Origin of the sequence: Haloarchaeobius iranensis, assembly GCF_900103505.1 — an archaeon.
Taxonomy (GTDB): Archaea; Halobacteriota; Halobacteria; order Halobacteriales; family Natrialbaceae; genus Haloarchaeobius; species Haloarchaeobius iranensis.
The window spans coordinates 238,322-263,133 of the sequence record NZ_FNIA01000002.1 but is presented as its reverse complement, the minus strand read 5'-3'; the positions used below and the strand labels follow the sequence as shown (position 1 = coordinate 263,133).

Here is a 24,812-nt window from a genome sequence, read left to right as displayed (position 1 = left end):
AACGACTTGCAGAGCGCGGATGGGCCGGGGAACTCGCCGCGCTCGAGAACGAGCGCGGCTCGTACCCGCTCCATCTCCTCGGCCCAGTCGAGGACTTCTTGGAGCGTTGCGTCCATGTGAAGCCGGAGAAAGTGCAGGACGGCGTGCTTCCAGCCGGCAACCCCGTTGCCGGCTGGATGGCTGATCTGCATTAGCGCAGCATCAGTAAGTTTTCGTGCTATCGAGACAGCTTGTTTAACGAAGCGGAAGAGGACCTTTTGCACAACTGTACTCTCCCGCTTCACTTCCAACGTTCTGACGGCTCGTCCCTACGCCGTCCGTGGATTCAATAGAGCCGTCTGGTTGTTGTTGCCAACAACACTGGGACCCCACCGAGATTCACAGCACTGAGTATTTCGATGGGGTACCTAGGGGTTGAAGATACCTTTCCGGAGGTCCCCGTCGGTGGAACAGTGAGACAGGAGTATAATATCTCTCGATATCTCTCCGCTAGACGAACAAACCACGTGATCAAGATAGGTACGTTTGGCGATCACAAAGAGATACGTTTCAATCTCACGGTGAACTCGTCCGACCCGAACGGCGTCCCCCTCCCACAAATTGAGGACGTCGTGGTTGCCCATGAGACGGTCGACGATGAAGAGACCCTCGGTCTTCGTATCACTGTCCGAAATGAGGCACGGCGGCAGTATGTCCCGAACATTAGGGTGACGACGTTCGAAACTCATTCACGGTCACACTCTGCGCGCGTCCCGATGGCGGAGAACACCAGTACAATCTTCATTCCACTGAACGAGGAACCCGAGTTTATTGTCGCCGGAGAGGTCCGACTGTTCACTGGCTGGGTTCACAACGAGTCCAGAATCGCGGACCAGGTCGAGTTCGAAGGGACGGTCGACGGCGAGACGGAGGTTTGGGACCGGGAGTTCGTCCCGATCCAGATCGACTACGCGAACCGGGACGTCGAGGCGTATCAGTATCAGAACGCGACGGTGAAGGCGAAGAACGAGGAGATCTGGCGCGAACGTCTCAAACCGGTCGTGGCCGTAGCCGCTGCGATGATGGTCGGTCTCCTCGTCGTGGCTTCGTGGCTCTCGGAGCGGCGGTGATCTGCAGCACCCCTAACGTATCGGGTAATACGCTCAGTTATAGCTGAGAAGAGCACCATCACCTGTGCGGCCTGGGACCGTATCGGACTGGACGTGCTATATTCGGTTCCTCCCTGGCGGTCACTCGGCCGCGTCCGCTGGGTCCACGAGTTCGCCCGTCTCCGGGTAGACGCCGACCTGGTCGCACTGGTCGGCGAGCGGGCAGGCCTCGGGGTCGTCCAGACACGCCGGCTTGCGTGCCGAGCAGTACTCGCGGCCGAACTGTATCATCGCCGTGTGACCGAAGCCGCACTTCTCGGCGGGCACCGCGGCCTCCAGCGCCTCCCGGACCTCTTCGTGGTCGGCGTCGGCGGGCGCGAGGCCCATCCGACGCGCGATGCGGTGGACGTGCGTGTCGACCGGGAAGACGCCGCCCTGCCCGCCAGCGAACAGGAGCACGCAGTCCGCCGTCTTCGGGCCGACGCCGGAGACCGACAGCAGCGTCTCGCGAACCTCGCCGGGGTCGCCCTCGGCGACGAACTCGTCGAAGGCCCCGGTCGAGCCGAACTCGGAGAGCACCCACGCGGCGGCGTCGCGGATGACCTCCGACTTCTGGTTGTAGAGGCCGGCCGCGGAGATGGTCTCGGCGAGTTCGTCGTGGTCGGCGTCGGCGAGATTGGCGGCGAGGTCCGCGACGGGGCCGTACCGGGCCAGCAGGTCGTCGTGGGCGGGCTGGCTCGCCACGTCGCTGGTGTTCTGGCTGAGGATGGTGCGCACGAGGCACTCGAAGCCGTCCTTCCCGCCGTAGGTCTTCTGCCAGTACCGCTCGCCGAGGCGGTCGACGACGGCCTCGGCGCGGGTCGCGGCCTCGTCGGGGGCGAACTCGGCGGCGATGCCGCCGCCGTCGTCGCCACCGGAGATGTTCTCGGCGGGTTCCAGGTCGTCGTCGCTCATGGGTGCCAGTTGGGACGACGCGCCCAAGTACGGTTCGCCCGCGGTGCCGACGGCGACGCTGTTACGGGGCTGCCTCGTCAGGGAGCGGATATGAACGAGTCAGACGCGCAGCCGGTGGCGGAGAGAGACGGCGGGGACGAACCGCCGGGCATGGGCGACCTGTACGACGAACTGGAGGCGCTCGCGGCGACGGTGGACGACCCGGAGGAACAGGAGCGGGTCGCGTCGGCGATGCGGACCGCCGCCGCGGTCGAGCCGGTGGGCGTGTTCGGGCGCGTCGTGAAGGGGTTCGGGCGCGGCGACCTCGCCGAGGTGCTGCTCGGCAGCGCCCTCTTTGGCATCCCCATGCTCGTCGAAGGGGGGGACGGCAGAGGTCGGGGCGTACATCGCGACGCACCCGCTCTCGGTCGCGGGGACGTTCGCCTTCACCGTCGTCATGGTCATCGGCATCCTCTACGTGAGCAACATTCAGGACGTGCGGGTCACGCAGGCGTTCTTCGGGGTGGTCCCCCGACGACTCGTCGGCGTGCTCGGCGGCTCGTTCCTGTTCGCGGTCGCGTCGATGACTGTGTGGGGGCGCGTCTCGTGGAGTGAGCCCACACTCGCACTCGCTGCGGTCGCCGTGGCCTGGGTGCCGATGGCCATCGGCGCGGCGCTGGGGGACATCCTCCCCGGGACGTGAGTCACTCCACGGCCAGCGTCACGGTCACGTCGGCACCGTCGGCCAGCGCGGCGACGAGGTCGCGGTCGAACCCCGCGGCCGAGATGCTGCTCGCGAGCATGACCGTGCGCTCGTCGACGTAGTCGGAGGTGCGTCCGACCATGCTGCGCTCGCTGTCGAACGCGAGGTCGGGGTGGCCGACGCCAACGGCGGTCTCCTCGTGGCCGTCGGCCCGGAGGGTGCAGGTGATGGTCGCGCCGGGCTCGCGGCAAGCCGCCACGAACTCGTCGTCGAAGTCCGCGGGGGCGCGGTCGGCGTCGACGGCGAGGATGCAGTCGCCCGCCGGGGTGAGGTAGTCGTCGGTCGTCACCTCGAACGTGCTGGCGTGCTCGGCGGTGACGTTCTCGTGGCCGCGGGCGCGGATGACTTCTCTCATGCGCCGCCGTATCCGACGGGTGGCCTTAATCCTCGCGAACGACGGTGACGGTGACAGCGCCGCAGCCGCACTCGTAGGCGCGACGGGTTCCCGCGTCGGTCCGCATGGTGAGCATCAACTGGTCGCCGTCGAGCGGGCGGTCGCAGCCTTCGCAGGCGGCCGTGAGCTGGTCGAGCATACACGGTACTGTGTCCGCATCCCATATGAACCGCAGCCAACCGCGCGGTGAAAGTGAAAGTGAAACGGATGGCCGACGGGGGCGGGGTCGGTGTCGTTCAGGTTCGCTCTCGGACCGGACCGTCGTCGGACGGAGCCGGGCCAGGGCCAGCCGGAGCGCCGCGACTCGGCCGAACCGGCCGAAGACCTTTCGTCGTAGCGGTCGGTGATTGCGCCCGTATGACGAGTCAGTGGGAGGGCGGTCGCATTCTCGACGACACGGTCGGGGGTGGCCCACCCGCGGTGCAGTCGTGGGAGCCGGTGTCGGTGCCGGGGCGACCCGAGCGCTTCGCGGGCGCGGGCGCAGTGGCCTATCGCCTCCGGTTCGCGGACCCGCGGTCGACGCCGGCGCAGCGAGCCCTCCTCGAGTTCCGGGGCCTGTACGGCCACTCACGGGTGTGGCTGAACGGCGAACTGCTCGGGACGCACCGGGAGTACTTCGCGCCCGCCAGGCTCGAGTTCGAGCCGGCGGCGGAGAACGAGCTGGTCGTGGAGTGCCACCGGCCGGAAGACGGGTTCGGCGGGGTGTACGAGACCGACCACGTGCGCGAGGCGCTCGCGGTGCCAGGCATCTGGTGGGGCGTCCACCTCAGGCTCCGGCCGCCGGCGTTCCTGCGGGACCTCGTGGTGAACCCACGGCTCACGGACGACGGCGGAGCCATCGACGTGGCGGTGTCGGTCGACGCGGCGGAGCCGGTCGCCGAGCCGGTGACGCTGTCGCTTCGGCCGGAGGGGTTCCGCGGGGGCGGCGCGATGGAGCGCGAACAGGTCGAAGCCGGCCCGGGCGACCGAATCACGGTGACGCGGACGTTGACGCTGCGCGAGCCGTCGCTGTGGTGGCCGCGGAACCACGGCGACCAGCACCGGTACGTCGTCCGCGCGAAGTTCCGGGACCACGAGATAACGACGACGACGGCGCTCCGGACGGTCGAGTACAGCGCCGACGACGGCCTCCGCGTGAACGGCAAGCGGGTCCGGGCGCGCGGGGTGAACCTGCTCCCGAGCGACGACCCGCTGGCGAACTTCGAGCACGTCGACGAGGCCGGCTTCACGCTCGCCCGACTGCACGCCCACGTCGCCCGACCGGAGCTGTACGAGGCCGCTGACGAGGCCGGCGTACTCGTCTGGCAGGACTGCCCGCTCTCCGGCGACGTACGCGTGGATCCGGAACGTGGACGGACGGTCGCGCGGGCGGTCGCGAGCACGGTCGACCACCACCCGTCCGTCGCGCTGTTCGGCGTCCACGACGACCCGGAGACGCCGTTCGGCTCACGGCTGCGCGGCGGGCGGATGGACAGGCTGCGTTTCCGGCGGCGGGTCGGCACGGGCACTGACGCACGAGCGTCGGCCGAGCGCATCGCCGACGCACTCCCCGCCGACCGCCCGGTGTTCCCGGTGTGCGGGCAGCCCGGTACGGAGCCGGACGCCGCCCACCTCTACCCGGGCTGGACGTTCGGTGACGCCGCCGCGGTGGACTGGCTCTGTGCGACCGTGCCGGCGCTGACGCGGGTCGTCACCGAGTTCGGTGCGGGGTCGCTGACGGAGTCCGGCGCGGAACCGCCGGGGCTCGACCGCGAGATTCACGACGACGTCGTGGGGAGCGCCGACCCGGTTGCCTCGCAGGCGACCCAGGCCCGGACTCTCAAGCGCGTGGCTGAGACGCTCCGTCTCCAGGGTGCGGACGTACTCGCGGGCTTCTGCCTCAGAGACGCCGGGGCCGGCGGCGGGATGGGTGTGCTGGACGTGGACGGGGAGTCCAAGCCGGCGTACGACGCGCTGGCGACCTCGCTGCGGCCCGTCGTGCCGGTGCTTCGCGAGGTACCCACCCCCGGGAGCCGGGTGGAGGCCAGGCTGCTCAACGACGCGCCAGCGGCGGTCCAGGGCACGGTTCGCTGGACCTTCGATGGCCGACAGGAGGGTGACTCCGATGCCGGTGGGTCGTCGTCGGTCACGGCCCCGCCGTTCGAGAACGTCGCCGCCGGCGAGGTGTCGGTGCCCGCCGACGCGACGGCGCTGGAGCTGTCGCTCGAAACGGGAACTACGGCAGTAGTGAATCGATACGGTTTATAACCTCCGAACAGGTGGTTTGCTAGTCCTTTACACGGGTGTCCCCCGTCACGTCTCTCGATTTCCGCAGTTCTCGCAACCGGCAGATTTAAATTACCCAAGGTGGTAGTAGTTGATACCAGAACGCCGCCGGTGTTCCGGTAGCATCGCACGCCGACCAGAATGACACGGAACCTTATCACCGCGACGTCAGCAGTCGACAGCGATGCCTACCCTCCGGCGCGGGACGGAATCGAGGTACGAATACAACCATGGCAGAATCGATAGAGACATCCAAGAACGTAGAACTCACCGAAGACGACCTGCAGAACAAATCCAAAGGACAGCTAATCAAGCTCGCAGGGCAGCTTCGGGACCGACGTAACGACCTCAACCAGATGGCTTCTGAGCGCGCTTCCGAGCGCGACGACCTCAACGCGAAGACTCGCGAGAAGGTCGACGAAGCACAGGAGCACCGCGAGAAGCGCGACGAGCTCAACGAGCTGGTTCAGGAGCACAAGCAGAAGCGCAACGAGCTGAACGCCGAGGCCAACGAGCTCTTCGACAAGGTCGAGGAGATGAAGTCCGACCTCGAGCTCGACGACGGCAAGGACCTCGAGCAGCTCGAGTCCGAGATCGAGGACCTCGAGTTCAAGCAGCAGACCGAGGTGCTCTCCTCCGAGGAGGAGAAGGAGCTCATCGAGAAGATCGAGTCCAAGCGCGAGGAGTACCAGTCGCGCAAGGAGAAGGTGGGCCAGAACGACGACCTCGACGGGCTCGTCGAGGAGGCCGAGGAGGTCCGTTCCGAGGCGTCGACCCACCACCAGAAGGTCACGGAGCTCGCGGACAAGGCCCAGGAACACCACAACCAGATGATCGAGGCCTACCGCGAGGCCGACGACATCCGTGACGAGGCCGACGAGATGCACGAGAAGTTCGTCGATGCCCAGGAAGCGGCCGACCGCCACCACGAGGACTTCGTCCGCGTCCAGAAGCGCCTGCGCGAGCTGGACAAGCAGGAGGAAGAGGAGAAGCAGTCCAGCCGCGACCAGAAGCGCAAGGAGGCCGAGGAAGAGGCCGAGGAGATCTACCAGCGCTTCAAGGAGGGCGAGACCCTCGACACCGAGGACCTGATGAAGCTGCAGAAGGCGGGTCGTCTCTGATTCCGGTCCGGTAGTTCTGCGGTCTACTTTCGCGTTATTTTCCGGGTCCGTAGCCGCAGCGCTGGCTCGCCTCCGGTTCGAGCGACGCGTCGGAGACAGGCGGTGTACTCTCGCACCCAGTCAGGGGACGGCTCTCGGCACAACGGCTTTGTCCCGATTGGCCCAAGGTGGGTGCATGAACGCACCGACGCGGCTCGGGCGGCTCGTCGTGACGGTCCTCGGAACGGTGTTCGGGGTGCTGGTGGGCCTGTTCCTGTTCAGACGACTCCCCGGCACCGCCTTCGGGACCGTCGAAGTGCTGCTGACGCTGGCGACCACGATGCTGTTCGCGGTCCTGTCGGGGCGGTTCGCCCGGAACGCGTTCCCGGCGTACAACGTCGCGGAGGTCGCGGTGGAGGGGCCGATCACCCGCGACGGCGGCGGCTCGCTGGTGAGCCCGCCGACGGGTGCGATGGCCGACGAGGTCGTCGAACAGATCGACCGCGCGGACGACGACGGTGCGGTCGAGGCGCTGCTCGTGAAGCTGAACACCCCCGGCGGCGAGGTGGTGCCGAGCGACGACATCCGGCTGGCCGCGGAGCGCTTCGACGGGCCGACCGTGGCCTACACGAACGACCTCTGTGCCAGCGGTGGCTACTGGATCGCGAGCGGCTGCGACGAGCTGTGGGCGCGCGACGGCACGCTGGTCGGGAGCATCGGCGTCCGACTGGGCAACCTGAACCTCCGGGAGCTGGGCGACCGGGTCGGCGTCTCGTACAACGAGCTGACCGCCGGCGAGTACAAGAACGCCGGCTCGCCGTTCGAGGAGTTCACCGAGGACGACCGCGAGTACCTCCAGAACCTCGTCGACAGCTGGTACGACGAGTTCGTCGACGTGGTCGCCGAGGGGCGCGGGCTGGACGACGAGACCGTCCGCGACACCGAGGCGCGGGTCTACCTCGGCGAGGAGGCGGCCGAGCTCGGGCTCGTGGACGACCTCGGGACGCGAGACGACGTGGAGGCCCGGGTCGAGTCACTGCTCGGCGAGTCGGTCCGCACCGAGGAGTTCCGGCCGCAGCGACGGCTGCGGGCGCGGACGATGCTCGGTGCCACGCGGGTCGCGTACGCCGCCGGAGCCGGCGTCGCGAGCGTCCTCGGCCGCGACGACGAGGTGGAACTGCGGCTGTAGCGGGAGGCAGATTTTTATTCCCGTCGTGTGTCGCTACACGTAGTGGCTACCCTGGTCGTCTGCGTCGACCGTACCGACGACATCGGACGGAAGACGGGGCTGAAGACGCCGGTCGTCGGCTGGGAGGCCGTTCGGTCGCTGGTCACCGACGTGGGGCTCGCCGACCCCGAAGATTCCAGCGTCAACACGCTGCTGGAGACCCTCCGCGTGGCCCGGGACCTCCGCGACGCCGACGAGGAGGCCATCGTGGCGGTCGTCTCGGGGGCGAGCGACTCCGTGGTCGGTGCCGACCGCGCCGTCGGGCAACAGCTCGACGAACTGCTGGAGGCCCACGACATCGACTCCGCGGTCGTCGTCATCGACAGCGCGGAGGACGAACGGCTCGTCCCGGTCGTCGAGTCCCGACTCCGCGTGGACAGCGTCGACCGCGTCGTCGTCAGGCAGGCCCGGGACCTCGAGTCGACGTACTACCTGCTGAAGCAGTTCCTCGCCGACGAGGAGCTCAGACAGACCGTGCTCGTGCCGCTGGGCGTCGCGCTGGTCGCGTTCCCGGTGCTCGCGCTCTGGCGAGGGCCGGCGGTCGGTGCGGCGACCATCACCGCCGTCGTCGGCCTGTTCCTGCTGTACAAGGGGTTCGGCGTCGACGACGTGATGAAGGACGCCGCTCAGCGGACCCAGACCGCCCTCTACTCCGGGAACGTCTCCGTCGTCACCTACGTCGTCGCGGCCGGCCTGACGATGGTCGGCCTGTTCGTCGGTGCGCTCGGAGTCTCGAACCTGAACGACGCGGAGGGCGTCGTCATCCCGGCGATGCAGTTCGTCTTCGACGCCGTTCCGTGGCTGGCGATGGCGGGCGTCACCGCGAGCGTCGGCCGCCTGCTCGACGAGGCCATCGGCTCCGAGGAGGTGCCACGGGCGACCGTCAACATCCCCTTCCTCCTCGTCTCTGTCGGGCTGGTCGTCCGCGGGTTCGCGGCGTACTTCCTCGAGCGCGCGGCGTTCATCGGCCCCGTGCGGGTGCCCGAGGTGACCGTCGGTGCGAGCTCGCTGGGCCCGTTCGTCCTCAACGCCGGCGAGCGCCTCGCCGCGTTCGTCATCGTGGCCGTCCTGCTCGCACTGGTCGGCGTCCGCGTCGCCTCGGTGCTGTCGTCCAACGCCGTCGACGAGGCCGAAGCGGAGGCCGAGCTCGAACACGGTTCGTAGCTGGTTTACCCACCCGGCCGCTACGGCAGGTATGACCGACACCGGTTCGTGGGTGGGGCTGTTCTCCGGCGGGAAGGACTCCTCCTGGGCGCTCTACCGGGCGCTGGCGGAGGGCCTGCCGGTCTCGCACCTCCTGACGGTCCACCCCGAGGGTGACTCGTACATGTACCACGTCCCGGCGACCGAGCTCACCGCGCTGGCCGCCGAGAGCATCGGCCTCGAACACGTGAACGTCTCGCCCGACGACTTCGACGCCGCCAGCGCCGAGGACGCCGGCGAACAGGGCGACACCGAGCTCGAACCGCTCGAGGCGGCGCTGACCGACCTCGCGGCCGACCTCGACGGCGGGCTCGCCGGCGTCACCGCCGGAGCCGTCGAGAGCGAGTTCCAGACCTCGCGCATCCAGGCGATGGCCGACCGGCTCGGCTGCGAGGTGTTCGCGCCGCTCTGGCAGGAGGACCCCGTCGAACTCGCCGAGGCGATGCTCGATGCGGGCTTCGAGATCACCATCCTGCAGGTCGCCGCGGGCGGCCTCGACGAGTCCTGGCTCGGGCGCACGCTCGACGCCGAGGCGTTCGCCGAGTTACAGGAACTGAACGACGAGCACGGCGTCCACGTCCTCGGCGAGGGGGGCGAGTTCGAGACGTTCGTGACCGACGCGCCGCACATGGAGCGCGCCATCGAACTTGAGTACGAGACGGTGTGGGAGGGGACGAGGGGCTACATCGAGGTTACGGACGCGCGGCTGAGGTAGCTCACGCCGGTCGGCAGTACTGTCTGTTCGACTGGGTTTCGCTGTACACGGACGCGCGGAGCAATAGACCCGGCAACCGTCTCCCGTCGTCGAATTCAGTGACCGTTCGTGATCTTCGTGTGCGCACCGATGAGCGCGCCGGCGAGGTCCAGGTTGTCGAGGTGGGTCTCCTCGTCGATGATGGAGTTGCGGATGTCGGATTCGACGATGGTCGCGTCGGGGAAGACGACGGAGTTGTCGACGTGGCTGTCGACGAGTTCGGCGTCGCCCATCACGTGGACGTTCTCGCCGAGGGTGGTGTCGGAGAGCGCCGCGGAGTCGGCGATGTGGTTCTCGCCGTCGAGGTACCAGGCGACGGCGTCGAGGTATGACTCGGGCGTGCCGATGTCGAACCACGCGCCCTCGAACGTGAACGCGTAGGTGGGCTGGCGGTTCTGGAGCCACTGGACGAACCAGCCCGGCTCGTCCGGGTTGTTGTCGCCGGTGAGGTACTCATCCAACAGGCCGACGGACTCGGCGGTGAAGCCGTAGCAGGCGATGGAGACGAGCGTGCTCTTGGGGTCGTCGGGTTTCTCCTGGAAGTCGACGACGCGGTCGTCCTCGAGGTCGACGAGACCGTAGGACTTCGCCCGTTCCTTCGAGCCGACGTCGTAGGCGGCGATTGTCGGGGCCGCCTTCGCCTCGAAGAAGTCGACGAACTCGCTCACGTCGAAACTGATGAGGTTGTCACCGGCGATGACCAGCAGGTCGTCGTCGACGCCCTCGCGGTCGACGAGCTGGGCGAGCGCGCCGATGACGCCGAACTTCTCGTCCTCCTCGGTGGTGTCCTCGACCGAGAGCGTCGGCTTCTCGAACGCGCTCTCCTCGAGGTGTGTCTCGAACTCACCGGCGAAGCGCTCGTTCGTGCTGACGAACACCTCGTCCACGCGGTCGTCCCGTTCGAGCTCCTCGAAGATCTGGTCGATGACGGTCGAGTCACCGACCGGGAGGAACATCTTCGGTCGATGTTTCGTGATCGGCCAGAGACGCGTCGCGTACCCGCCAGCAAGGACGACTGCTTTCATACCCCCGGCTTCTGCAGCCGGTAGTAAGTCCTTTGTCTTTCTCTGTGAGAGGTTCGCCCGAAAAGACGTTTATCGAGGCAGGTCCGAATGGCCGGTATGCGTGAAGCAGACGAGACGACGCGACAGCGCATCACCGACAGGCTCCGTACGGAGGCAGCCACGCCGAGCGTTCTGGCGACGGAGTTCGACGTGACCGCCGGCGCGGCACTCCGGCACGTCGAGCACATCTCGCAGTCGCTCGGCCCGACCGACGAACAGCTGCTCGTCGCCCCGCCGGAGTGTCGCGACTGCGGGTTCACCGACTTCGACGACCTGCTCAACCGACCGTCGCGCTGCCCCGAGTGCAAGAGCGAGGCCGTCGCGGAACCGACGTTCACCGTCCGGTAGTGCGGCTGTCGGGTCTGGTGGTGCGGTTCGAAAGGGGGGAAAGGGGGGAGTTCGAAAGGTCGAGACCACGACCGCACCCACACAGTGTGGAGTACGAGTAAAGATTCTTGTGGCCGGGGACGACCGACGGACACCGGCGGATAGCCCGGTCAGAACTCGACGTTCGAGGTCGAGGTCAGGTCGGCGGGCCCGTCCGCCTCGACGCCGCCGAGGCCGACGAACTCGTGTCCGTCCTCGTCGAGGTACACCGTCCCGTCGGCGACGGCGATGTCGAGTGCGTTGAGGTATGCACCCTCGCACGGTCCGTACGTACACTGGCCCGTGTCAGATTCGAACATCGCACCGTGGTTCGCGCAGATGAGTTCGTCGTCCCGCATCGGTGCACCCGACCCCTTGTCGAGCTTGATGTGGGTGAGGTGCTGGCAGTAGTTGAGCCAGGCGACGATGCCGTCGTCGCGGCGGTGGAGGATGGCTTCCCGCTCCTCGCCCTCCCTGTTCCGGACGGTGAACAGGAGGGTCGACTCGGTGGGGACATCCTCGATCGGTGCGATGCAGCGTGTTTCGTCCATCGCACTGCCGTACCGGCGCGGACGCTTTGAACGCCACGGTCTCTGCCGACCTTTATGCTCTCGGCCCCCGGCGTGCTAGCTATGAGCGAACTCCTCGTCTACGGCTCGTACGGCTACACCGGCACGCTCGTCGCGGAGCAGGCGGTCGCGGGCGGGCTGGACCCGATCCTCGCCGGGCGGTCGCGCGAGGCAGTCGAGGAACAGGCCGCGGCGCTCGACTGCCGCGGACGCGTCTTCACGACCGAGGACCCCGCGACCGTCGCGGACTACCTGGAGGGGGTCGACGTGGTGTTGAACTGCGCCGGGCCGTTCGTCCACACCGCCGAACCGTTCGTCGAGGCCTGTCTGACGACGGGCACGCACTACCTCGACATCACCGGCGAGTGGCAGGTGTTCCGCGACGTCGCCGAACACGACGACCGCGCGACCGAGTCCGGCGTGATGCTCCTGCCCGGCGTCGGCTTCGACGTGGTTCCCTCGGACTGTCTCGCGGCCCACCTCCACGACCGCCTTCCGTCCGCGACGGTACTCTCGCTCGCCCTCGGCGGCCTGGGCGGTACCTCCTGCGGGACGGCGAAGACGATGGTCGAGAACATCGGCGAGGACGGTGTGGTCCGCCGCGACGGCGAGCTGGTCCGGGTGCCGACCGCCCACGACGACCGCGAGATACCGTTCAGCTACGGCGACCGCACCGCGATGGCGATCCCCTGGGGCGACGTGGTGACCGCCTACCACTCGACCGGCATCCCGAACGTGACGGTCTACTCCGAGACCCACCCGAAGACGGTCGCCCGGCTCCGCCGGTTCCGCAGACTCCTCCCGCTCCTGTCCTCCGCACCGGTCCAGAAGCTGCTCACGTGGCTAATCGACCGTCGCATCGACGGCCCCGACGAGCAACAGCTCGAGGAGGGGTCGGGCGAGCTCTGGGGCGAAGCGACCGACGGGGCGGACCGTGTCGTCTCGCGACTCCGGACACCGAACCCGTACGCCTTGACCCGCGACACGGCACTGCTCACCGCGAGACGTGCACTCGGTGGCGACGCGCCGGCCGGATTCCAGACGCCCTCGACGGCGTACGGTGCCGACCTCGTCCTCGAGGTGTCGGGTGTCGAGCGAACCGACGTTGGCGGCGTTTAAGTCCGAAGCCGGGGCCAGGGGCAGCGTGTTCTGACCACTCGACGCGCGGCGGCCGAGGCGGGTGTGTGACGACCCGCCGCGCGAGCGACCGCGTCGCCTGTTCGCCCTACTCGGGAGCGGCGTCGCCCGAGTGCTCACCGTCTCTCCCCGCGTCGGTAGGCAGCCGTTCACCGCCGTAGTGGCGGCGCTCGACCAGCGCGTCGAACCGCCGCCGTAACAGCGCCGTCACCGGCCCGCCCCCGATGTCGATGCCGTCGACGGTGGCGACCGGCCGCAGTTCCCAGGTGGTGTTCGTGAGGAACACCTCGTCGGCCTCGCGGACCTCGCTCGGCTCGTACCGGCCCTGGAGCACCGGGATGCTCTCCTCCCGTGCGAGCTCGATCACGACCGAGCGCGTGATACCCGGGAGCAGCGGCAGCTCCGCCGTCGGCGTGTGCAGACCGCTGTCGTCCACGAAGAACAGGTTGCTCGCCGCGCCCTCCGCGACGAACCCGTCGCTGTCCCGGAGCAGCGCCTCGTCCGACTCGTCGACGAGTTCGTTCCGTGCGAGGATGCCGTTGAGGTAGTTGTGGGTCTTCGCAGCCGGCGGGAGCGTGTTCGACGGCGGTTTGCGCGTCTTCGCGGTCTGGAGGACCGCCGGGGCGTCCCAGACCGACTCGCTCCCGACCCCACCTCGCGGCAGCGGCTTCACGACGACGACCACCGTCGGGTCCACCTCGGGGCTCGCGGTCAGGGTCCCGGGCTGGCTGCCGCGGGTCACGGAGAGCTTGACGTAGGCGTCGCCGAGGTCGTTCACGGCGAGCGTCTCCTCGATGCGCCCGCGCAGGTCGTCGTCGGTCAGCCCGTGGTCCAGCGAGAGCTCGTCGCAGGTCGCGGCCAACCGGTCGAGGTGTGCGTCCAGCTCGAAGACCGAGCCGCCGTAGGCCCGCATCGTCTCGAACGCGGCGTCGCCGTACTGGAAGCCGCGGTCGCGGACGCTCACGGTCGCCGATTCGGCCGGGACGAGGTCACCGTCTACGTGGTACTGCATGTGTCGAGGAAGTTGGCAACGAGCTGTTTCCCGATCCGGAGCGAGAGCGCCTGCCCCGTCTCGCGTTCGGTCGCTGCACCGGTGAGGATGCTCTCCGGGTGGAACTGCACGCCGACGTGTGGTCGGTCACGGTGACGGACCGCCATCGGTACGTTCCGCTCGTCGTCCGTTGCCGCAGTCTCGACCAACTCGTCGGGCAGGTCGTCACGCTCGACCGCGAGCGAGTGGTACCGCCCGACCCGGATGCGCTCGGGCAGCTCGGCGAAGATACCGGCGCCGTCGTGTCGGACGATGGACGGCTTCCCGTGGACGACCTCGGGCGCGTTCACCACCGGCGCGCCGTTGGCCGCACAGAGCGCCTGATGGCCGAGACAGACGCCGAGTGTCGGGTACGTGAGTTCGGCGAAGATGGGGACGGAGACGCCCGCCCCGGCTGGCGTCCCAGGACCCGGCGAGACGACGATGCCGTCCGGGTCGCGCTCCCGAATGTCGGCCACGTCGATGGCGTCGTTCCGGCGCACGACCACGTCGTCCGCGAGCTCGCCGACGTACTGGACGAGGTTGTACGCGAAGGAGTCGTAGTTATCGACGACGAGCACCTCAGTCATCGGCCACCTCCTGGTCGGCGACGGTCATGGCCGCCCTGTCACCGAGCGCGTCGTCGACGGCGGTCACGAGCGCCCTGGCCTTGGCAAGCGTCTCGGCGTACTCTCGCTGGGGGACGGAGTCGTGGACGACGCCGGCACCGACCCGCAGGTGGTACTCGTCGCCGTGACGGACGAGCGTCCGGATGACGATGTTGAGCGTCGCGCGGCCGTCGAAGCCGAACAGGCCGATACTGCCGGTGTACGGCCCGCGGCGGGTCGGTTCGAGCTCGTCGATGATGGCCATGGTCCGCGGCTTCGGGGCGCCGGTGATGGTGCCGCCGGGGAAGACCGCCGCGACGGCGTCGGCGAGCGACGCATCCGGCCGGAGCTCGCCGACGACGTTCGAGACGAGGTGCATCACCTCGGCGTAGCGGTCGACTCGACGGTACTCGGCGACGTCGACGCTGCCGTAGCGACACACCTTGCCGAGGTCGTTCCGTTCGAGGTCGACCAGCATCGCGTGCTCGGCGCGCTCCTTCTCGTCGGCCGTCAGGTCGGCTTCCAGGCCGGCGTCCTCGTCGTCGGTCGCACCGCGCGGTCTGGTGCCGGCGATGGGTTCGGTCCGGACGGCATCGCCGTCGCGCTCCAGGAGCAGTTCGGGGCTCGCGCTGACGAGGTCGAGGCCCGGGAACTCGAGGAGTCCGGAGTAGGGGGCCGGGTTCACGCGCCGGAGTGCGCCGTAGGCGCGGACCGGATGGACGGCCGCCGGTGCGACGAGTCGCTGGGAGATGTTCGCCTGGAACGTGTCGCCATCGTGGACGTAGCGCTGGACGGCCCTGACGCGGTCGGCGTAGGCGCGCTGGCCGCAGTCGCTCTCGAAGGTCACGCGGTCCGCTTCTACCGGCGGCTCCGGGACCGTCGGGTTGCCTTCGGTCGCGCGGCGTGCGAGGTCGAACGCTCGCTCGCGGCCGCGCTCGAAGGCGGCTTCAGGGTCGTTACCGACCCGGGGGCAGGCCGTGATGTGGAGCGTCGTTTCCCCGTCTTCCCGCGGTTCGCGCCAGGTGGCCAGCCGGTCGTAGACCCCGACCTGGAGCCGTGGCAGCCCCCGGTCGTCGGCGGCGTCTCCAGGCAACGATTCGAGTTCGCGGGCGATGTCGTAGGAGAGCCAGCCGATGGCCCCGCACGGGTACGGCACGTCGCAGTCGCCGCGTCGCAGCGACTCACCGGCGAGCAGGCCGTCGAGCGCGTCGAGAGACGGCGACGGACCGTCGAGCGAGCGGGCGTCGGGCGCGACGGTGAGCCGGTCGACCGGGTCGACCGCGAGGTGACCCCAGCCGGACTGACCGCCGGTGGTCTCGAGGTAGGCGTCCCACTCGCCCGTCCGTGCCCGTCGGTAGGCGTCGAACGGATCTGCCACGGTGACGGTCGCCTCGACGGGGACCCGCGCGTCGGCGGGCGCGTCGGCGGCAGTCGCGACGAACGATTCCCGGTCCGTCACGACGTGGGGCGTGGTCATGAGAGGAGGATAGCAGCGGCCGACTAATCGTCTTCCGGTCCTCAGCTGCGGGCCTTCGCGCGCTTGACCCACTCGGTGACACGGGTCTCCGAGATGTCGGTCTCCGCGGCGACGTGCTCCGGGTCGGCGTCGGCGAGGTCGGCGATGGTCTCGATGCCGACGGCGCCGAGGCGGTCGGCGTACGCGGGGCCGATGCCCTTGATCTCCTGCACGGGGTCGGACTCCTCCTCGTCCGGTTCGGTCGTCTCGTCGGTTTCGGGCTCCGGTTCGGTCGTCTCGTCGGCCGCCTCGTCCGTCGGCTCGTCGGTCGTGTGCTCCGCGGTCGAACCGCCGTCGTCGCCCTCGGCCGTCGCTCCGGCCTGCCGTTCCTTCTCGACCGTGACGCCGACGTCACGGGAGGACTCCGACTGTGACCCGTCGTCGAGTCCGAAGAGCGACTTCAACTTCTTGAGCAGTGCCATTGGCGGTACGTAGCTGTCGGTGCCACTTAAACCCGCTACCTGTCGTCTCGGAGGTGTGTCCGCAGGGCGTCGTCCATGGCCGCAACGGGTGCCGCCCGTCCCGTCCACAGCTCGAACGCCTCCGCTCCCTGATACAGCAGCATCCACGCGCCGTCGACCGTCGTCGCACCGACGGCGGCGGCGTCGCGAAGGAGTCTCGTCTGGAGTGGCGCGTAGACCGCATCGAGGACGACGAGGTCGGCGTGGAGCGCATCGGCGGGGACCGGTGTCTCGTCGGTCTCCATGCCGACGCTGGTCGCGTTCACGAGGACGGTGGCGTCGCCGAGCAGGCCCGGGAGCGCATCCAGTCCGTGCCCTGTCGCACTCGGGACGTCGGCGGCGAGGTCCACGGCCCGCTCCTCGGTTCGGTTCGCGATGGCGACGGTCGCGCCCGCGTCGGCGAGTCCGTGGGCGACGGCACGGCCGGCACCGCCCGCGCCGACGACGACGGCCTCGGCACCGTCGAGGGCTGCGTCGCCCTGTGCCTCCAGGGCGCGACGGGCACCGGCCGCGTCGGTGTTGTGACCGGTCGGCTCGTCGCCGCCGAAGTCGACGGTGTTGACCGCGCCGATGCGTGCGGCGAGGTCGTCGACCGCGACGAGGTCGAAGACGCGTTCCTTGTACGGGACGGTGACGTTCAGTCCGCTGACGCCGAGCGCCCGGGCGCCGTCGATGGCAGCCGGGAGGTCCGCCGCCGCGGGCTCGAAGGTGACGTACCGGGCGTCGATATCGCGGGTCTCGTACGCCGCCTCGTGCATCGGCGGCGACAGCGAGTGGCCGACGGGGTTGCCGACGAGTCCGAACACCTGCATGGCTGGAGGCGAGGCGGCCGTGCGTGAAAAGTCGTCCGGGGGTGGCAGTGTTCGCGTGCCGGTGCCGGTCGGTGGCCGTCGCCGCCTGGCTCAGGGATGGACGACGAGGACGGGCTCGTCGACGGTGCGCAGCACGCGGTCGGTCGTGCTCCCGAGCAGCTGCCCGGTCAGGCTCGACTGGCCGCTGGAACTCATGACGACGATGTCGACACCCTCCTCCGCGACGTACTCCACGATAGATTCGCTCGGGGTCCCCGTCACGGCCGCGCGCTCCGTCGCCAGGTCGCCACCGGCACGGTCGGCACAGTCGTCGGCGAGCGCGTCGACGCCCTCGCGCTCCGCGTCGAGGAGCCGGTCGACGTACGCCTGGTCGACCCCGCCGGCGCTGAACGGCCCGGACTCGCGGACCACGTCGACGACGCCGAGGACGTGCAGCGTCGCGCCGTAGGTGCTGGCGAGGTCGATCGCCGGGGCGGCGGCTGCGGCGGCGTCCTCGCTCCCGTCGGTCGGGAGGAGGACGTCGGTGTAGTCGTCGGCCGGCTCGTCGCCGGCCGGGACGGTCAGGACGTGGCGGTCGGTGTTGCGGAGCACGCGCTCGGTGGTGCTCCCGAGGAGCCGCTCGCGGAAGCCCGAGTGGCCGTGGCGGCCGACCACGATGGCGCCCGCGTCCACCTCGTCGGCGAGGGAGACGACGGACCGGGCTGGTCGGCCGGTCACGACGCGGGACTCGACCGTGACACCGGCCTCCTCCCCGATGGCTTCGACGTCGGCGAGAACGCGCTGGGCGTCGTCCTCGTCGAGTTCGTCGTGAGCCGCGGCGACGGCGTCGACCGTCCCGCCGTACTTCGCGGCTACTGCCACGCCCACACGGGCGGCCCGTGTCGCACAGTCGCTACCGTCGACCGCGATGAGAAGTCGCTCGAACATGTCTCTGGTCGTGGATTCGAAGACTCGGTACAAAAGTGATGCGTCGCCGTCCCGTCGTTGGGGCGGCTGTCCACCGTGGGGTGTGGAAACGGCTGCCAGCACGTCTTGCTCCTGAAACCACAAGCGTTACCTACGCCATAGTGAACCGTTGAGGTATGTTGAAGGACCGGATCCAGCACCCGCTGGCCGCCCTTGTCTTCGCCGCCCTGCTCACCGTTCCGTGGGTCGGAGTGGTGCTGCTCGGGGGCCCGGAGGCCGTGGGACTCTCTCATATCGGAACAGTCGCGGTGAGTGGACTCTCCGTACTCGGTGCCTCGTTCATGCTCGCATGGGGTGCCGAGACCGCCGAGAAGGACGTTCCCCGTGCGTTCGCAATCGCGGTGCTGGCGGTGCTCGCCGTCGCACCGGAGTACGCGGTCGACGCCCTGTACGCCTTCGGCGCCGGTGACGGCGGCGCGACGGCCCAGGCGTGTGCGGACTTCACGACCCAACAGATAGAGACCGCCGACGACGGGACCGTCGCGGCTGCCTGTCACGACGCCAACCTCGCCGTGGCGAACATGACCGGCGCGAACCGCATCCTCATCGGGCTGGGCTGGGCCGGTATCGCCCTGTTCACGGTCTACCGCGCCGGGAGCGCCAGTGACCCGGCCGTCCAGGAGGAGGACGGGTTCCTCGCGAACCACGTCAGGCTCGACCGCGACCTCGGACTGGAGATAGTCTTCCTGCTCGCGGCGACCCTCGTCGCGTTCTTCGTCCCGCTGAACGGCGGCATCGGAATCGCGGACACGCTCGTCCTCGTCGGCATCTACATCGCCTACATCGCGATCATCATCCGCGGTGACGTCGACGAACACGAGGAGCAGGTCGGTGTCCCGGCGTACCTGCAGCAACTGCCCTTCGCCTACCGGACGCTCTCCTCTATCACGTTGTTCCTCTACTCCGGCCTGATGATCTACACTGCCGTCCATCCCTTCGCACACGGGCTGGAGGAGATCGGGCTCTCGCTGGGCATCCCCGAGTTCTTCATGATCCAGTGGCTCGCCCCCCTGGCATCGGAGAGCCCGGAGCTCATCGTCGTCGCCTACCTCGTCAACAAGGCGCGGTCGACGGCGGGCTTCAACGCGCTCATCTCCTCGAAGCTCAACCAGTGGACGCTGCTCATCGGGACGCTCGCGGTCGTCTACAGCCTCGCGCTCGGTAGCGTCGGCACGCTCCCGTTCGACGAGAAACAGACCGCGGAGATCTGGATTACGGCGGCCCAGAGCCTCTTCGCCATCGCCATCATCACGAACTTCGACATCTCGGTGCGTGAGGCGGTGGTACTGCTCCTGCTGTTCGCCTCGCAGGTGGCCATCGAGTTCGGTGCCATCGTGACGATGAGCCAGAGCGGGGCGGAGGAGTTCAGCATCTTCATGCTCCACGCCTACACGGTGCTGTACGTCGCAATCTCGGCCGTCCTGTTCTACCGGCGGCGCGAGGCGCTCGTCGACATCTTCCGGACGACGGCGGCAACCGCCCGGGAGTCCGTGACCGGCACGTCCCCGGCCGAGCACTCGGACTGACCGGGACCCGACACCGACTTGTTCTCGCCCCCGTAACCCCGAGCCATGATCGGCATCGTCGTCAGCCGTGCGGACTCGGCCTCGGAGCATATCGGTGAGCACCTGCTCGGCCTCGCCGACTGGGACGCGACGGTCGACGACGGCCGCCGCGACGCCGTCGGCGGCGGGACCGTCCACCGGACCGACGGGTTCGAGCTCCGCACCTTCGACGAGTTGCACCTCCACCTCGACGGCGTTGCGGCGGCGTTCGACGACCCCGACCTGGTGCTGTTCGCGTCGCGACACTCCGGGGACACCGGCCCGCTGCTGACGGCACACTTCACCGGGAACTTCGGCCCCGCGGAGTACGGCGGCGACGACGACGCACTGGCGGCGGCCTGCCCGAACGCACAGGCGGCACTCCTGTCCGCGTTCGACCGGCACGCCCCCGACGGCTACGAGGTCGGCATGGAGTGTACCCACCACGGCCCGAGCGACGTCGGCGTCCCGTCGATGTTCGTCGAGCTCGGCAGCGACGAGGCCGAGTGGGCGGACCCGGCGGGTGCCCGCGCCGTCGCCCGGGCGATCCTCGACGTCGAGGGCGTCGACCCGACCCGCGAACGGAGCGTCGTCGGCTTCGGCGGCGGCCACTACGTCCCGCGGTTCGAGCGCGTCGTCCGCGAGACCGACTGGGCCGTCGGACACGTCGCCGGCGACTGGTCGCTCGACGCGATGGGCCACCCCGAGGAGCACCGCGAGGTCGTCGACCGTGCGTTCACCGCCAGCGGCGCGTCGCTCGCGCTCGTCGAGGGCGAGCAGCCACAGCTGGTCGAGACCATCGCGGACCTCGGCTACAGGGTCGTGAGCGAGACCTGGCTGCGCGAGGTCGACGGCCGTGACCTCGACCGGGTCGCGGCGCTCGAGGACGCGCTCGTCCGGGTCGACGACGGCCTCCGGTTCGGGGCGAGGTTCGCCGTCGAGGAGTGGTCCGTCCGGACGCTCCCCGAGGACCTGTTCGCGGCGGCGCAGGCCATCGACCGCGAGACGACGTACGACCTCGTCGCGTCCCGCGCGGTGGCGCTCGAGACGGAGAACGCCGGCAGTCGGGTCGGCGACCGGGCGGCGTTCCCGCCCGGCGGGTTCGACGCGCTCGTCGACGACCTCTGTGCGGTGCTGGCCGAGAAGTACGAGACGGTCCGGCGGGAGGACGGCGCGGTCGTCGCGGAGGAACGGGCGTTCGACCCGGCGCTCGCCCACGAGGCGGGCGTGCCGGAGGGGCCCAAGTTCGGCGAACTCGCCGGCGGACAGCCGGTCGAGGTCGAGGGCCGAACGGTCGAGCCCGCGGCGGTCCGGACCGAGCGAACCGACCGGTTCGAACTGGGATAATTTCACCAGGGAAGGCGACAGGGTAATCGTTCGTTAGATATTTCGAAAATTTCGTCAGACGGTCGTCAGACACCAGGGGAAAGGTAATTAACCTGCATAATATAAAGGAGGGCTAAGGATGGATTCGATCGTTGAAGACGCTATCGACGAGGCCGAGGGGGAGGCCGAGGCCCCCGACGAGGGTGGGCCCCCGGGAGCCACCAACCGGGAGGAACCGGCGCACCGAACGGGCAAGATGACCGACGACGAGCTGGAGGACGTACTCGAGGACCTCCAGACGAACATCACCGTCGTCGGCTGCGGTGGCGCCGGTGGCAACACCATCAACCGGATGCACGAGGAGGGAATCCACGGCGCGAAGCTCGTCGCCGCGAACACCGACGTCCAGCACCTCGTCGAGATCGGGTCCGACGAGAAGATCCTGATGGGCGAGCAGAAGACGGGCGGGCGCGGCGCGGGGTCGCTGCCGCAGGTCGGCGAGGAGGCCGCCCTCGAGTCCCAGGAGGAGATCTACGAGTCCATCGAGGGCTCCGACATGGTGTTCGTCACGGCCGGCCTCGGCGGCGGTACGGGCACCGGCTCCGCGCCGGTCGTCGCCAAGGCCGCCCGCGAGTCGGGCGCACTGACCATCGCCATCGTCACGACGCCGTTCACGGCGGAGGGCGAGGTCCGCCGCACGAACGCGGAAGCTGGCCTCGAACGGCTTCGAGACGTGAGCGACACGGTCATCGTCGTGCCGAACGACCGGCTGCTCGACTCCGTCGGCAAGCTCCCGGTCCGGCAGGCGTTCAAGGTCAGCGACGAGGTGCTCATGCGTTCCGTGAAGGGAATCACCGAACTCATCACGAAGCCCGGCCTCGTCAACCTGGACTTCGCCGACGTCCGCACCGTCATGGAGCGCGGCGGCGTCGCGATGATCGGCCTCGGCGAATCCGACTCCGACGCGAAATCGACCGACTCCGTGAAGGCCGCACTCCGCTCGCCGCTGCTCGATGTCGACATCTCCGGGGCGTCCTCGGCGCTGGTCAACGTCACCGGTGGCTCGGACATGAGCATCGAGGAGGCCGAGGGCGTCGTCGAGGAGATCTACGACCGCATCGACCCCGACGCCCGCATCATCTGGGGCACGTCCATCGACGAGACGCTCGAGGGGAGCATGCGCACGATGATCGTCGTCACCGGCGTCGACTCGCCGCAGATCTACGGCCAGCCGGGCGACGAGACGGCCGACCCCGACCCCTCGGCCCAGCAGGACATCGACTTCGTCGAGTAATTCTCCGACCGCGGTCGGTTAGCTCGCATCAATAGATAGAAAAGCGCTGATACCGAAGCGTCGCCCATGAACGTTCCAAAGGACCTCAACTCCTACGTGCGTGTGCTCAAGATGGCGAGCACACCCTCGCGCGAGGAGTTCTCACAGATCGCCAAAATCGCCGGTGCAGGGATTCTGCTCGTCGGCGTCATGGGCTTCATCATCGCACTCGTCATGGGGTTCCTCCCCGCCTGAACCATGCCCATCTACGCAGTCAAGACGACCGCGAGCCAGGAGCGAACGGTCGCCGATATGATAATGAATCGCGAAGAGGAGGCCATCCACGCAGCGCTCGCACCCGACTCGCTGACGAGCTACGTGATGGTCGAGGCGGACGACTACAACATCATCGAGCGCGTGCTCGACGACATCCCGCACGCCCGCAGCGTCATCCCCGGGGAGTCCGACATCACCGAGGTCGAGCACTTCCTCTCCCCGAAGCCGGACGTGGAGGGCATCGCGGAGGGCGACATCGTCGAGCTCATCGCCGGCCCGTTCAAGGGCGAGAAGGCACAGGTCCAGCGCATCGACGAGGGCAAGGACCAGGTCACCGTCGAGCTGTACGAGGCGACGGTCCCGATTCCGGTCACGGTGCGCGGCGACCAGATCCGGGTGCTGGACAGCGAAGAACGGTAGTTCTCCCTGCGAGAGACACCGTCCAGCCCAGCGAAAATCGGTACTGGAGTACGACGGGTCCGGACCCCCCTAAGTCGTAGCTCCCCCCGGATCACGACTTAGGTACTGTGTAGCACCGTCCGAGCACACAAAGGAACCGCACCCAACTAGTTAGAGTGGTTCATCGAGTTCTCGACCGAGCCGCTCGCAGCGGGCTGTCCCCACGTGCGCCTAGGACTGCACGGCCTCGCCGCCGAGACGTTCGACCACCGTCTGGAGGTCGGCCTCGTCCTCGACGAGGTCCTTGATCTCCTCGCGTTCGCGGACCTCCTCGGAGCTCGCGCCGTAGGCACGGACGTACTCCGCGCGGGAGTGTTCGTTGAACGCGTGGCGGATGGCGAGGTAACCGTCGGGGACGACGACGCCACAGACCTTGCACTCGCGGCGTTCGTGGTCCGAACTCTGATGGACGACGAGGTCTTCGGGCGTGCCGAACCGCTCGCCGCAGCCGTCGATTCCACATTCCCAGGGCATCGGTTGGCCGGATGTACGCGAGTCCGGTATTTCACTGTTGTCCCCTGGTCTCGCGATGATTGTCACGGGTCGTCGACGACGGTGGCCCGGAGGCTCTCCGGAACGCCGCCAGCCGGGTCGGTGACCCGCAGCAACAGCGAGTGGATGGCGAGGTCGTCGCCGTACCCACCCGAGGGCTCCGCCACCCGGGCGACGATATCGAGGCCGTCGTCCGTGCGCTCGATGCGGTCGAGCTCGAGCCACGTCGCGCTCTGTCTGCCGTACTGGACCACGACGACGAACGACTCGTCGAAGTCGGTCTCGTCGAGGAAGCTGGCCGGTAGATTCGGCGCCGAGATGGCTCTCGTCGCGTTCTCGCGCTCGGTGAACAGTCGGTGGACCGTCCCACCGTCGTAGAGCCGCTCCCGTCGGTCACGTGAGTCTGGAAGCACGTCCCAGACGACGTGCTCCGTGGTCACCGAGAGCCCCGGTGGCAGCGATGGCGAGTCGTCGACGAGCGTGTCGGCGCTGAAACAGCCGCCGAGGAGGGTGGTGAAGGTGGCACCGCCGCCCGCGAGGACCGTTCTGCGTCGCATATGCGAATATACGAAACCAGGCATCTTGTCGCTTCTCCCGTCACCAGTCGTCGCCGAGTTCGGCACGCACCCGCTCGTACCCCGCGCCGTCGTCCCACGTCCGACCCGAGCCCGCGTGCTCGACGACGTACCGCGCCCCGCAGTCGCCACAGCGGTAGCGGGCTGGCTCGGTGACGGTCTTCGAGGCGCGGTAGCGGCGGGCGCGCCAGCTGCAGCCGTCGGTACGGCACCGGAGGACGTACCGCGGGTCGGCGAACGGCTCGCAGTGCCGCGGTGCGTCGACCGCGTCGGCCTGGCGCTCGAACCGCGGCCCGTGCCCCGACTCGCCGAACTGCTGGAACTCCCAGGCGTGGACGAGCTCGTGCCGGACCGTGTCGGCGACCTCGGCCCAGCCGTGGGCCCGATACGAGTGCCAGGAGAGGACGATGGTCACGCCGTCGTCGTGGTCGTAGCGGCAGGCGCCGGCCCGGCGACGCGCGTGCTTCGAGACGTCCCAGCCGACCGCGTCGAGGTCCACGTCGATGTCGACCGTGCGCGCGTAGGTGCGGGCCCACGCGAGCAGCTCCTCGGGGCTGTCGGGCTCCGGTGTGCCGGTGCTGTCGCTGGCCACGGTGGAGTCTCGGAGGAC

At 68.7% G+C, this 24,812-nt stretch carries 29 protein-coding genes and 1 pseudogene; 14 read left to right on the top strand and 16 right to left on the bottom strand.

From position 1 onward, the window contains the following. A pseudogene (locus BLT27_RS02805) lies at nt 1-263 on the bottom strand (IS5/IS1182 family transposase); the annotation flags it as partial. Between the two features lie 243 nt (nt 264-506). On the opposite strand from BLT27_RS02805, the gene BLT27_RS19600 reads away from it, so the two are divergent. Continuing rightward, nucleotides 507-1,109: a hypothetical protein gene (locus BLT27_RS19600; protein ID WP_175526356.1), complete on the top strand. Its 603-nt coding sequence runs from the start codon at nt 507-509 to the stop codon at nt 1,107-1,109. Nucleotides 1,110-1,229: 120 nt separating this feature from the next. Here the strand turns inward: BLT27_RS19600 and BLT27_RS02795 are convergent, their stop codons facing one another. Next, nucleotides 1,230-2,042 carry an endonuclease III domain-containing protein gene (locus BLT27_RS02795; protein ID WP_089731504.1) on the bottom strand — a complete coding sequence of 271 codons (813 nt, stop codon included), beginning with the start codon at nt 2,040-2,042 and terminating at the stop codon, nt 1,230-1,232. Between the two features lie 99 nt (nt 2,043-2,141). Beyond that, the gene (locus BLT27_RS20480) at nt 2,142-2,486 is read right to left on the bottom strand and encodes a hypothetical protein (protein ID WP_368086020.1); all 345 of its coding nucleotides are present in this window, start codon (nt 2,484-2,486) and stop codon (nt 2,142-2,144) included. Between BLT27_RS20480 and BLT27_RS20475 the strand changes: the two genes are divergently transcribed. Next, entirely contained in the window at nt 2,479-2,724 is a 246-nt protein-coding gene (locus tag BLT27_RS20475; protein WP_368086019.1) for a hypothetical protein, read from the top strand. The two genes, BLT27_RS20480 and BLT27_RS20475, sit on opposite strands and share 8 nt — an antisense overlap. Nucleotide 2,725: 1 nt before the next feature. Here the strand turns inward: BLT27_RS20475 and BLT27_RS02785 are convergent, their stop codons facing one another. Together BLT27_RS02785 and BLT27_RS19595 are read right to left on the bottom strand one after the other, a co-directional pair. After that, nucleotides 2,726-3,139: a DUF371 domain-containing protein gene (locus BLT27_RS02785; RefSeq protein WP_089731503.1), complete on the bottom strand. Its 414-nt coding sequence runs from the start codon at nt 3,137-3,139 to the stop codon at nt 2,726-2,728. Between the two features lie 25 nt (nt 3,140-3,164). Then, on the bottom strand, nt 3,165-3,317 hold the full coding sequence (locus BLT27_RS19595; RefSeq protein ID WP_175526355.1) for a hypothetical protein: 153 nt from the start codon (nt 3,315-3,317) through the stop codon (nt 3,165-3,167). A 218-nt stretch (nt 3,318-3,535) separates the two neighbouring features. Between BLT27_RS19595 and BLT27_RS02780 the strand changes: the two genes are divergently transcribed. From BLT27_RS02780 to BLT27_RS02760, 5 genes are all read left to right on the top strand, one after another. Further along, nucleotides 3,536-5,425, top strand: a complete 1,890-nt coding sequence (locus tag BLT27_RS02780; protein ID WP_175526354.1) for a glycoside hydrolase family 2 protein — start codon at nt 3,536-3,538, stop codon at nt 5,423-5,425. A 248-nt stretch (nt 5,426-5,673) separates the two neighbouring features. Next, nucleotides 5,674-6,564 carry a coiled-coil protein gene (locus tag BLT27_RS02775; protein WP_089731501.1) on the top strand — a complete coding sequence of 297 codons (891 nt, stop codon included), beginning with the start codon at nt 5,674-5,676 and terminating at the stop codon, nt 6,562-6,564. A 175-nt stretch (nt 6,565-6,739) separates the two neighbouring features. Continuing rightward, on the top strand, nt 6,740-7,732 hold the full coding sequence (gene sppA, locus BLT27_RS02770) for a signal peptide peptidase SppA (RefSeq protein WP_089731500.1): 993 nt from the start codon (nt 6,740-6,742) through the stop codon (nt 7,730-7,732). A gap of 42 nt (nt 7,733-7,774) precedes the next feature. Continuing rightward, nucleotides 7,775-8,935: a DUF373 family protein gene (locus BLT27_RS02765; protein WP_089731499.1), complete on the top strand. Its 1,161-nt coding sequence runs from the start codon at nt 7,775-7,777 to the stop codon at nt 8,933-8,935. A gap of 31 nt (nt 8,936-8,966) precedes the next feature. Further along, nucleotides 8,967-9,689: a diphthine--ammonia ligase gene (locus BLT27_RS02760; protein WP_089731498.1), complete on the top strand. Its 723-nt coding sequence runs from the start codon at nt 8,967-8,969 to the stop codon at nt 9,687-9,689. Between the two features lie 95 nt (nt 9,690-9,784). On the opposite strand, the gene BLT27_RS02755 is transcribed toward BLT27_RS02760, so the two are convergent. After that, nucleotides 9,785-10,753 (bottom strand): nucleotidyltransferase family protein, encoded by a 969-nt coding sequence (locus BLT27_RS02755; protein ID WP_089731497.1) that lies wholly within the window; start codon nt 10,751-10,753, stop codon nt 9,785-9,787. A gap of 96 nt (nt 10,754-10,849) precedes the next feature. On the opposite strand from BLT27_RS02755, the gene BLT27_RS02750 reads away from it, so the two are divergent. Then, nucleotides 10,850-11,140: a transcriptional regulator gene (locus BLT27_RS02750; protein WP_089731496.1), complete on the top strand. Its 291-nt coding sequence runs from the start codon at nt 10,850-10,852 to the stop codon at nt 11,138-11,140. A 149-nt stretch (nt 11,141-11,289) separates the two neighbouring features. Here the strand turns inward: BLT27_RS02750 and BLT27_RS02745 are convergent, their stop codons facing one another. Beyond that, nucleotides 11,290-11,709, bottom strand: a complete 420-nt coding sequence (locus BLT27_RS02745) for a Rieske (2Fe-2S) protein (RefSeq protein WP_089731495.1) — start codon at nt 11,707-11,709, stop codon at nt 11,290-11,292. An 81-nt stretch (nt 11,710-11,790) separates the two neighbouring features. On the opposite strand from BLT27_RS02745, the gene BLT27_RS02740 reads away from it, so the two are divergent. Further along, nucleotides 11,791-12,846 (top strand): saccharopine dehydrogenase family protein, encoded by a 1,056-nt coding sequence (locus tag BLT27_RS02740; protein ID WP_089731494.1) that lies wholly within the window; start codon nt 11,791-11,793, stop codon nt 12,844-12,846. A 106-nt stretch (nt 12,847-12,952) separates the two neighbouring features. Here the strand turns inward: BLT27_RS02740 and BLT27_RS02735 are convergent, their stop codons facing one another. The 6 genes from BLT27_RS02735 to BLT27_RS02710 form a co-directional block, all read right to left on the bottom strand. Beyond that, nucleotides 12,953-13,876 (bottom strand): aminotransferase class IV, encoded by a 924-nt coding sequence (locus BLT27_RS02735; protein ID WP_089731493.1) that lies wholly within the window; start codon nt 13,874-13,876, stop codon nt 12,953-12,955. Further along, nucleotides 13,861-14,484: an anthranilate synthase component II gene (locus BLT27_RS02730; RefSeq protein ID WP_089731492.1), complete on the bottom strand. Its 624-nt coding sequence runs from the start codon at nt 14,482-14,484 to the stop codon at nt 13,861-13,863. The genes BLT27_RS02735 and BLT27_RS02730 overlap by 16 nt, the downstream gene beginning before the upstream one ends. Continuing rightward, nucleotides 14,477-15,979 (bottom strand): aminodeoxychorismate synthase, component I, encoded by a 1,503-nt coding sequence (gene pabB, locus BLT27_RS02725; protein WP_089731491.1) that lies wholly within the window; start codon nt 15,977-15,979, stop codon nt 14,477-14,479. Before pabB ends, BLT27_RS02730 begins: the two co-directional genes overlap by 8 nt. A gap of 41 nt (nt 15,980-16,020) precedes the next feature. Next, nucleotides 16,021-16,440, bottom strand: a complete 420-nt coding sequence (locus tag BLT27_RS02720; protein WP_089731490.1) for a helix-hairpin-helix domain-containing protein — start codon at nt 16,438-16,440, stop codon at nt 16,021-16,023. Nucleotides 16,441-16,475: 35 nt separating this feature from the next. Continuing rightward, nucleotides 16,476-17,291 (bottom strand): shikimate dehydrogenase, encoded by an 816-nt coding sequence (locus BLT27_RS02715; RefSeq protein WP_089731489.1) that lies wholly within the window; start codon nt 17,289-17,291, stop codon nt 16,476-16,478. Nucleotides 17,292-17,381: 90 nt separating this feature from the next. Beyond that, entirely contained in the window at nt 17,382-18,218 is an 837-nt protein-coding gene (locus BLT27_RS02710; RefSeq protein ID WP_089731488.1) for a universal stress protein, read from the bottom strand. A gap of 155 nt (nt 18,219-18,373) precedes the next feature. On the opposite strand from BLT27_RS02710, the gene BLT27_RS02705 reads away from it, so the two are divergent. From BLT27_RS02705 to BLT27_RS02685, 5 genes are all read left to right on the top strand, one after another. Continuing rightward, on the top strand, nt 18,374-19,783 hold the full coding sequence (locus tag BLT27_RS02705; protein WP_175526353.1) for a sodium/calcium exchanger protein: 1,410 nt from the start codon (nt 18,374-18,376) through the stop codon (nt 19,781-19,783). A 45-nt stretch (nt 19,784-19,828) separates the two neighbouring features. Further along, entirely contained in the window at nt 19,829-21,148 is a 1,320-nt protein-coding gene (locus tag BLT27_RS02700; RefSeq protein WP_089731487.1) for a D-aminoacyl-tRNA deacylase, read from the top strand. A gap of 118 nt (nt 21,149-21,266) precedes the next feature. Then, the gene (gene ftsZ / locus BLT27_RS02695) at nt 21,267-22,421 is read left to right on the top strand and encodes a cell division protein FtsZ (RefSeq protein ID WP_089731486.1); all 1,155 of its coding nucleotides are present in this window, start codon (nt 21,267-21,269) and stop codon (nt 22,419-22,421) included. A gap of 66 nt (nt 22,422-22,487) precedes the next feature. Further along, on the top strand, nt 22,488-22,655 hold the full coding sequence (locus BLT27_RS02690) for a protein translocase SEC61 complex subunit gamma (RefSeq protein ID WP_089731485.1): 168 nt from the start codon (nt 22,488-22,490) through the stop codon (nt 22,653-22,655). A gap of 3 nt (nt 22,656-22,658) precedes the next feature. Further along, entirely contained in the window at nt 22,659-23,096 is a 438-nt protein-coding gene (locus BLT27_RS02685) for a transcription elongation factor Spt5 (protein ID WP_089731484.1), read from the top strand. A 210-nt stretch (nt 23,097-23,306) separates the two neighbouring features. Here BLT27_RS02685 and BLT27_RS02680 read toward each other — a convergent pair whose 3' ends face one another. The 3 genes from BLT27_RS02680 to BLT27_RS02670 form a co-directional block, all read right to left on the bottom strand. Continuing rightward, nucleotides 23,307-23,609, bottom strand: coding sequence for a DUF7565 family protein (locus tag BLT27_RS02680; RefSeq protein WP_089731483.1), 303 nt, complete (start codon nt 23,607-23,609; stop codon nt 23,307-23,309). 62 nt (nt 23,610-23,671) lie between these two features. Further along, complete coding sequence (locus BLT27_RS02675) at nt 23,672-24,184, bottom strand: hypothetical protein (RefSeq protein ID WP_089731482.1); 513 nt, start codon at nt 24,182-24,184, stop codon at nt 23,672-23,674. Between the two features lie 40 nt (nt 24,185-24,224). After that, entirely contained in the window at nt 24,225-24,794 is a 570-nt protein-coding gene (locus BLT27_RS02670; protein WP_089731481.1) for a SprT-like domain-containing protein, read from the bottom strand. Between the last annotated feature and the right edge of the window lie 18 nt (nt 24,795-24,812).

Bases quoted from the DNA above. Each gene is read 5' to 3' on its own strand.
- BLT27_RS02715 (WP_089731489.1), bottom strand. From the start codon at position 17,291: ATGCAGGTGTTCGGACTCGTCGGCAACCCCGTCGGCCACTCGCTGTCG.
- BLT27_RS02735 (WP_089731493.1), bottom strand. From the start codon at position 13,876: ATGCAGTACCACGTAGACGGTGACCTCGTCCCGGCCGAATCGGCGACC.
- pabB (WP_089731491.1), bottom strand. From the start codon at position 15,979: ATGACCACGCCCCACGTCGTGACGGACCGGGAATCGTTCGTCGCGACT.
- ftsZ (WP_089731486.1), top strand. From the start codon at position 21,267: ATGGATTCGATCGTTGAAGACGCTATCGACGAGGCCGAGGGGGAGGCC.
- BLT27_RS02675 (WP_089731482.1), bottom strand. From the start codon at position 24,184: ATGCGACGCAGAACGGTCCTCGCGGGCGGCGGTGCCACCTTCACCACC.
- BLT27_RS02755 (WP_089731497.1), bottom strand. From the start codon at position 10,753: ATGAAAGCAGTCGTCCTTGCTGGCGGGTACGCGACGCGTCTCTGGCCG.
- BLT27_RS02710 (WP_089731488.1), bottom strand. From the start codon at position 18,218: ATGTTCGAGCGACTTCTCATCGCGGTCGACGGTAGCGACTGTGCGACA.
- BLT27_RS02705 (WP_175526353.1), top strand. From the start codon at position 18,374: ATGTTGAAGGACCGGATCCAGCACCCGCTGGCCGCCCTTGTCTTCGCC.
- sppA (WP_089731500.1), top strand. From the start codon at position 6,740: ATGAACGCACCGACGCGGCTCGGGCGGCTCGTCGTGACGGTCCTCGGA.
- BLT27_RS02700 (WP_089731487.1), top strand. From the start codon at position 19,829: ATGATCGGCATCGTCGTCAGCCGTGCGGACTCGGCCTCGGAGCATATC.
- BLT27_RS02740 (WP_089731494.1), top strand. From the start codon at position 11,791: ATGAGCGAACTCCTCGTCTACGGCTCGTACGGCTACACCGGCACGCTC.
- BLT27_RS02760 (WP_089731498.1), top strand. From the start codon at position 8,967: ATGACCGACACCGGTTCGTGGGTGGGGCTGTTCTCCGGCGGGAAGGAC.
- BLT27_RS02785 (WP_089731503.1), bottom strand. From the start codon at position 3,139: ATGAGAGAAGTCATCCGCGCCCGCGGCCACGAGAACGTCACCGCCGAG.
- BLT27_RS02780 (WP_175526354.1), top strand. From the start codon at position 3,536: ATGACGAGTCAGTGGGAGGGCGGTCGCATTCTCGACGACACGGTCGGG.
- BLT27_RS20480 (WP_368086020.1), bottom strand. From the start codon at position 2,486: ATGACCATGACGACGGTGAAGGCGAACGTCCCCGCGACCGAGAGCGGG.
- BLT27_RS02690 (WP_089731485.1), top strand. From the start codon at position 22,488: ATGAACGTTCCAAAGGACCTCAACTCCTACGTGCGTGTGCTCAAGATG.
- BLT27_RS02730 (WP_089731492.1), bottom strand. From the start codon at position 14,484: ATGACTGAGGTGCTCGTCGTCGATAACTACGACTCCTTCGCGTACAAC.
- BLT27_RS19595 (WP_175526355.1), bottom strand. From the start codon at position 3,317: ATGCTCGACCAGCTCACGGCCGCCTGCGAAGGCTGCGACCGCCCGCTC.
- BLT27_RS02775 (WP_089731501.1), top strand. From the start codon at position 5,674: ATGGCAGAATCGATAGAGACATCCAAGAACGTAGAACTCACCGAAGAC.
- BLT27_RS02680 (WP_089731483.1), bottom strand. From the start codon at position 23,609: ATGCCCTGGGAATGTGGAATCGACGGCTGCGGCGAGCGGTTCGGCACG.
- BLT27_RS20475 (WP_368086019.1), top strand. From the start codon at position 2,479: ATGGTCATCGGCATCCTCTACGTGAGCAACATTCAGGACGTGCGGGTC.
- BLT27_RS02750 (WP_089731496.1), top strand. From the start codon at position 10,850: ATGCGTGAAGCAGACGAGACGACGCGACAGCGCATCACCGACAGGCTC.
- BLT27_RS02685 (WP_089731484.1), top strand. From the start codon at position 22,659: ATGCCCATCTACGCAGTCAAGACGACCGCGAGCCAGGAGCGAACGGTC.
- BLT27_RS02745 (WP_089731495.1), bottom strand. From the start codon at position 11,709: ATGGACGAAACACGCTGCATCGCACCGATCGAGGATGTCCCCACCGAG.
- BLT27_RS02720 (WP_089731490.1), bottom strand. From the start codon at position 16,440: ATGGCACTGCTCAAGAAGTTGAAGTCGCTCTTCGGACTCGACGACGGG.
- BLT27_RS02795 (WP_089731504.1), bottom strand. From the start codon at position 2,042: ATGAGCGACGACGACCTGGAACCCGCCGAGAACATCTCCGGTGGCGAC.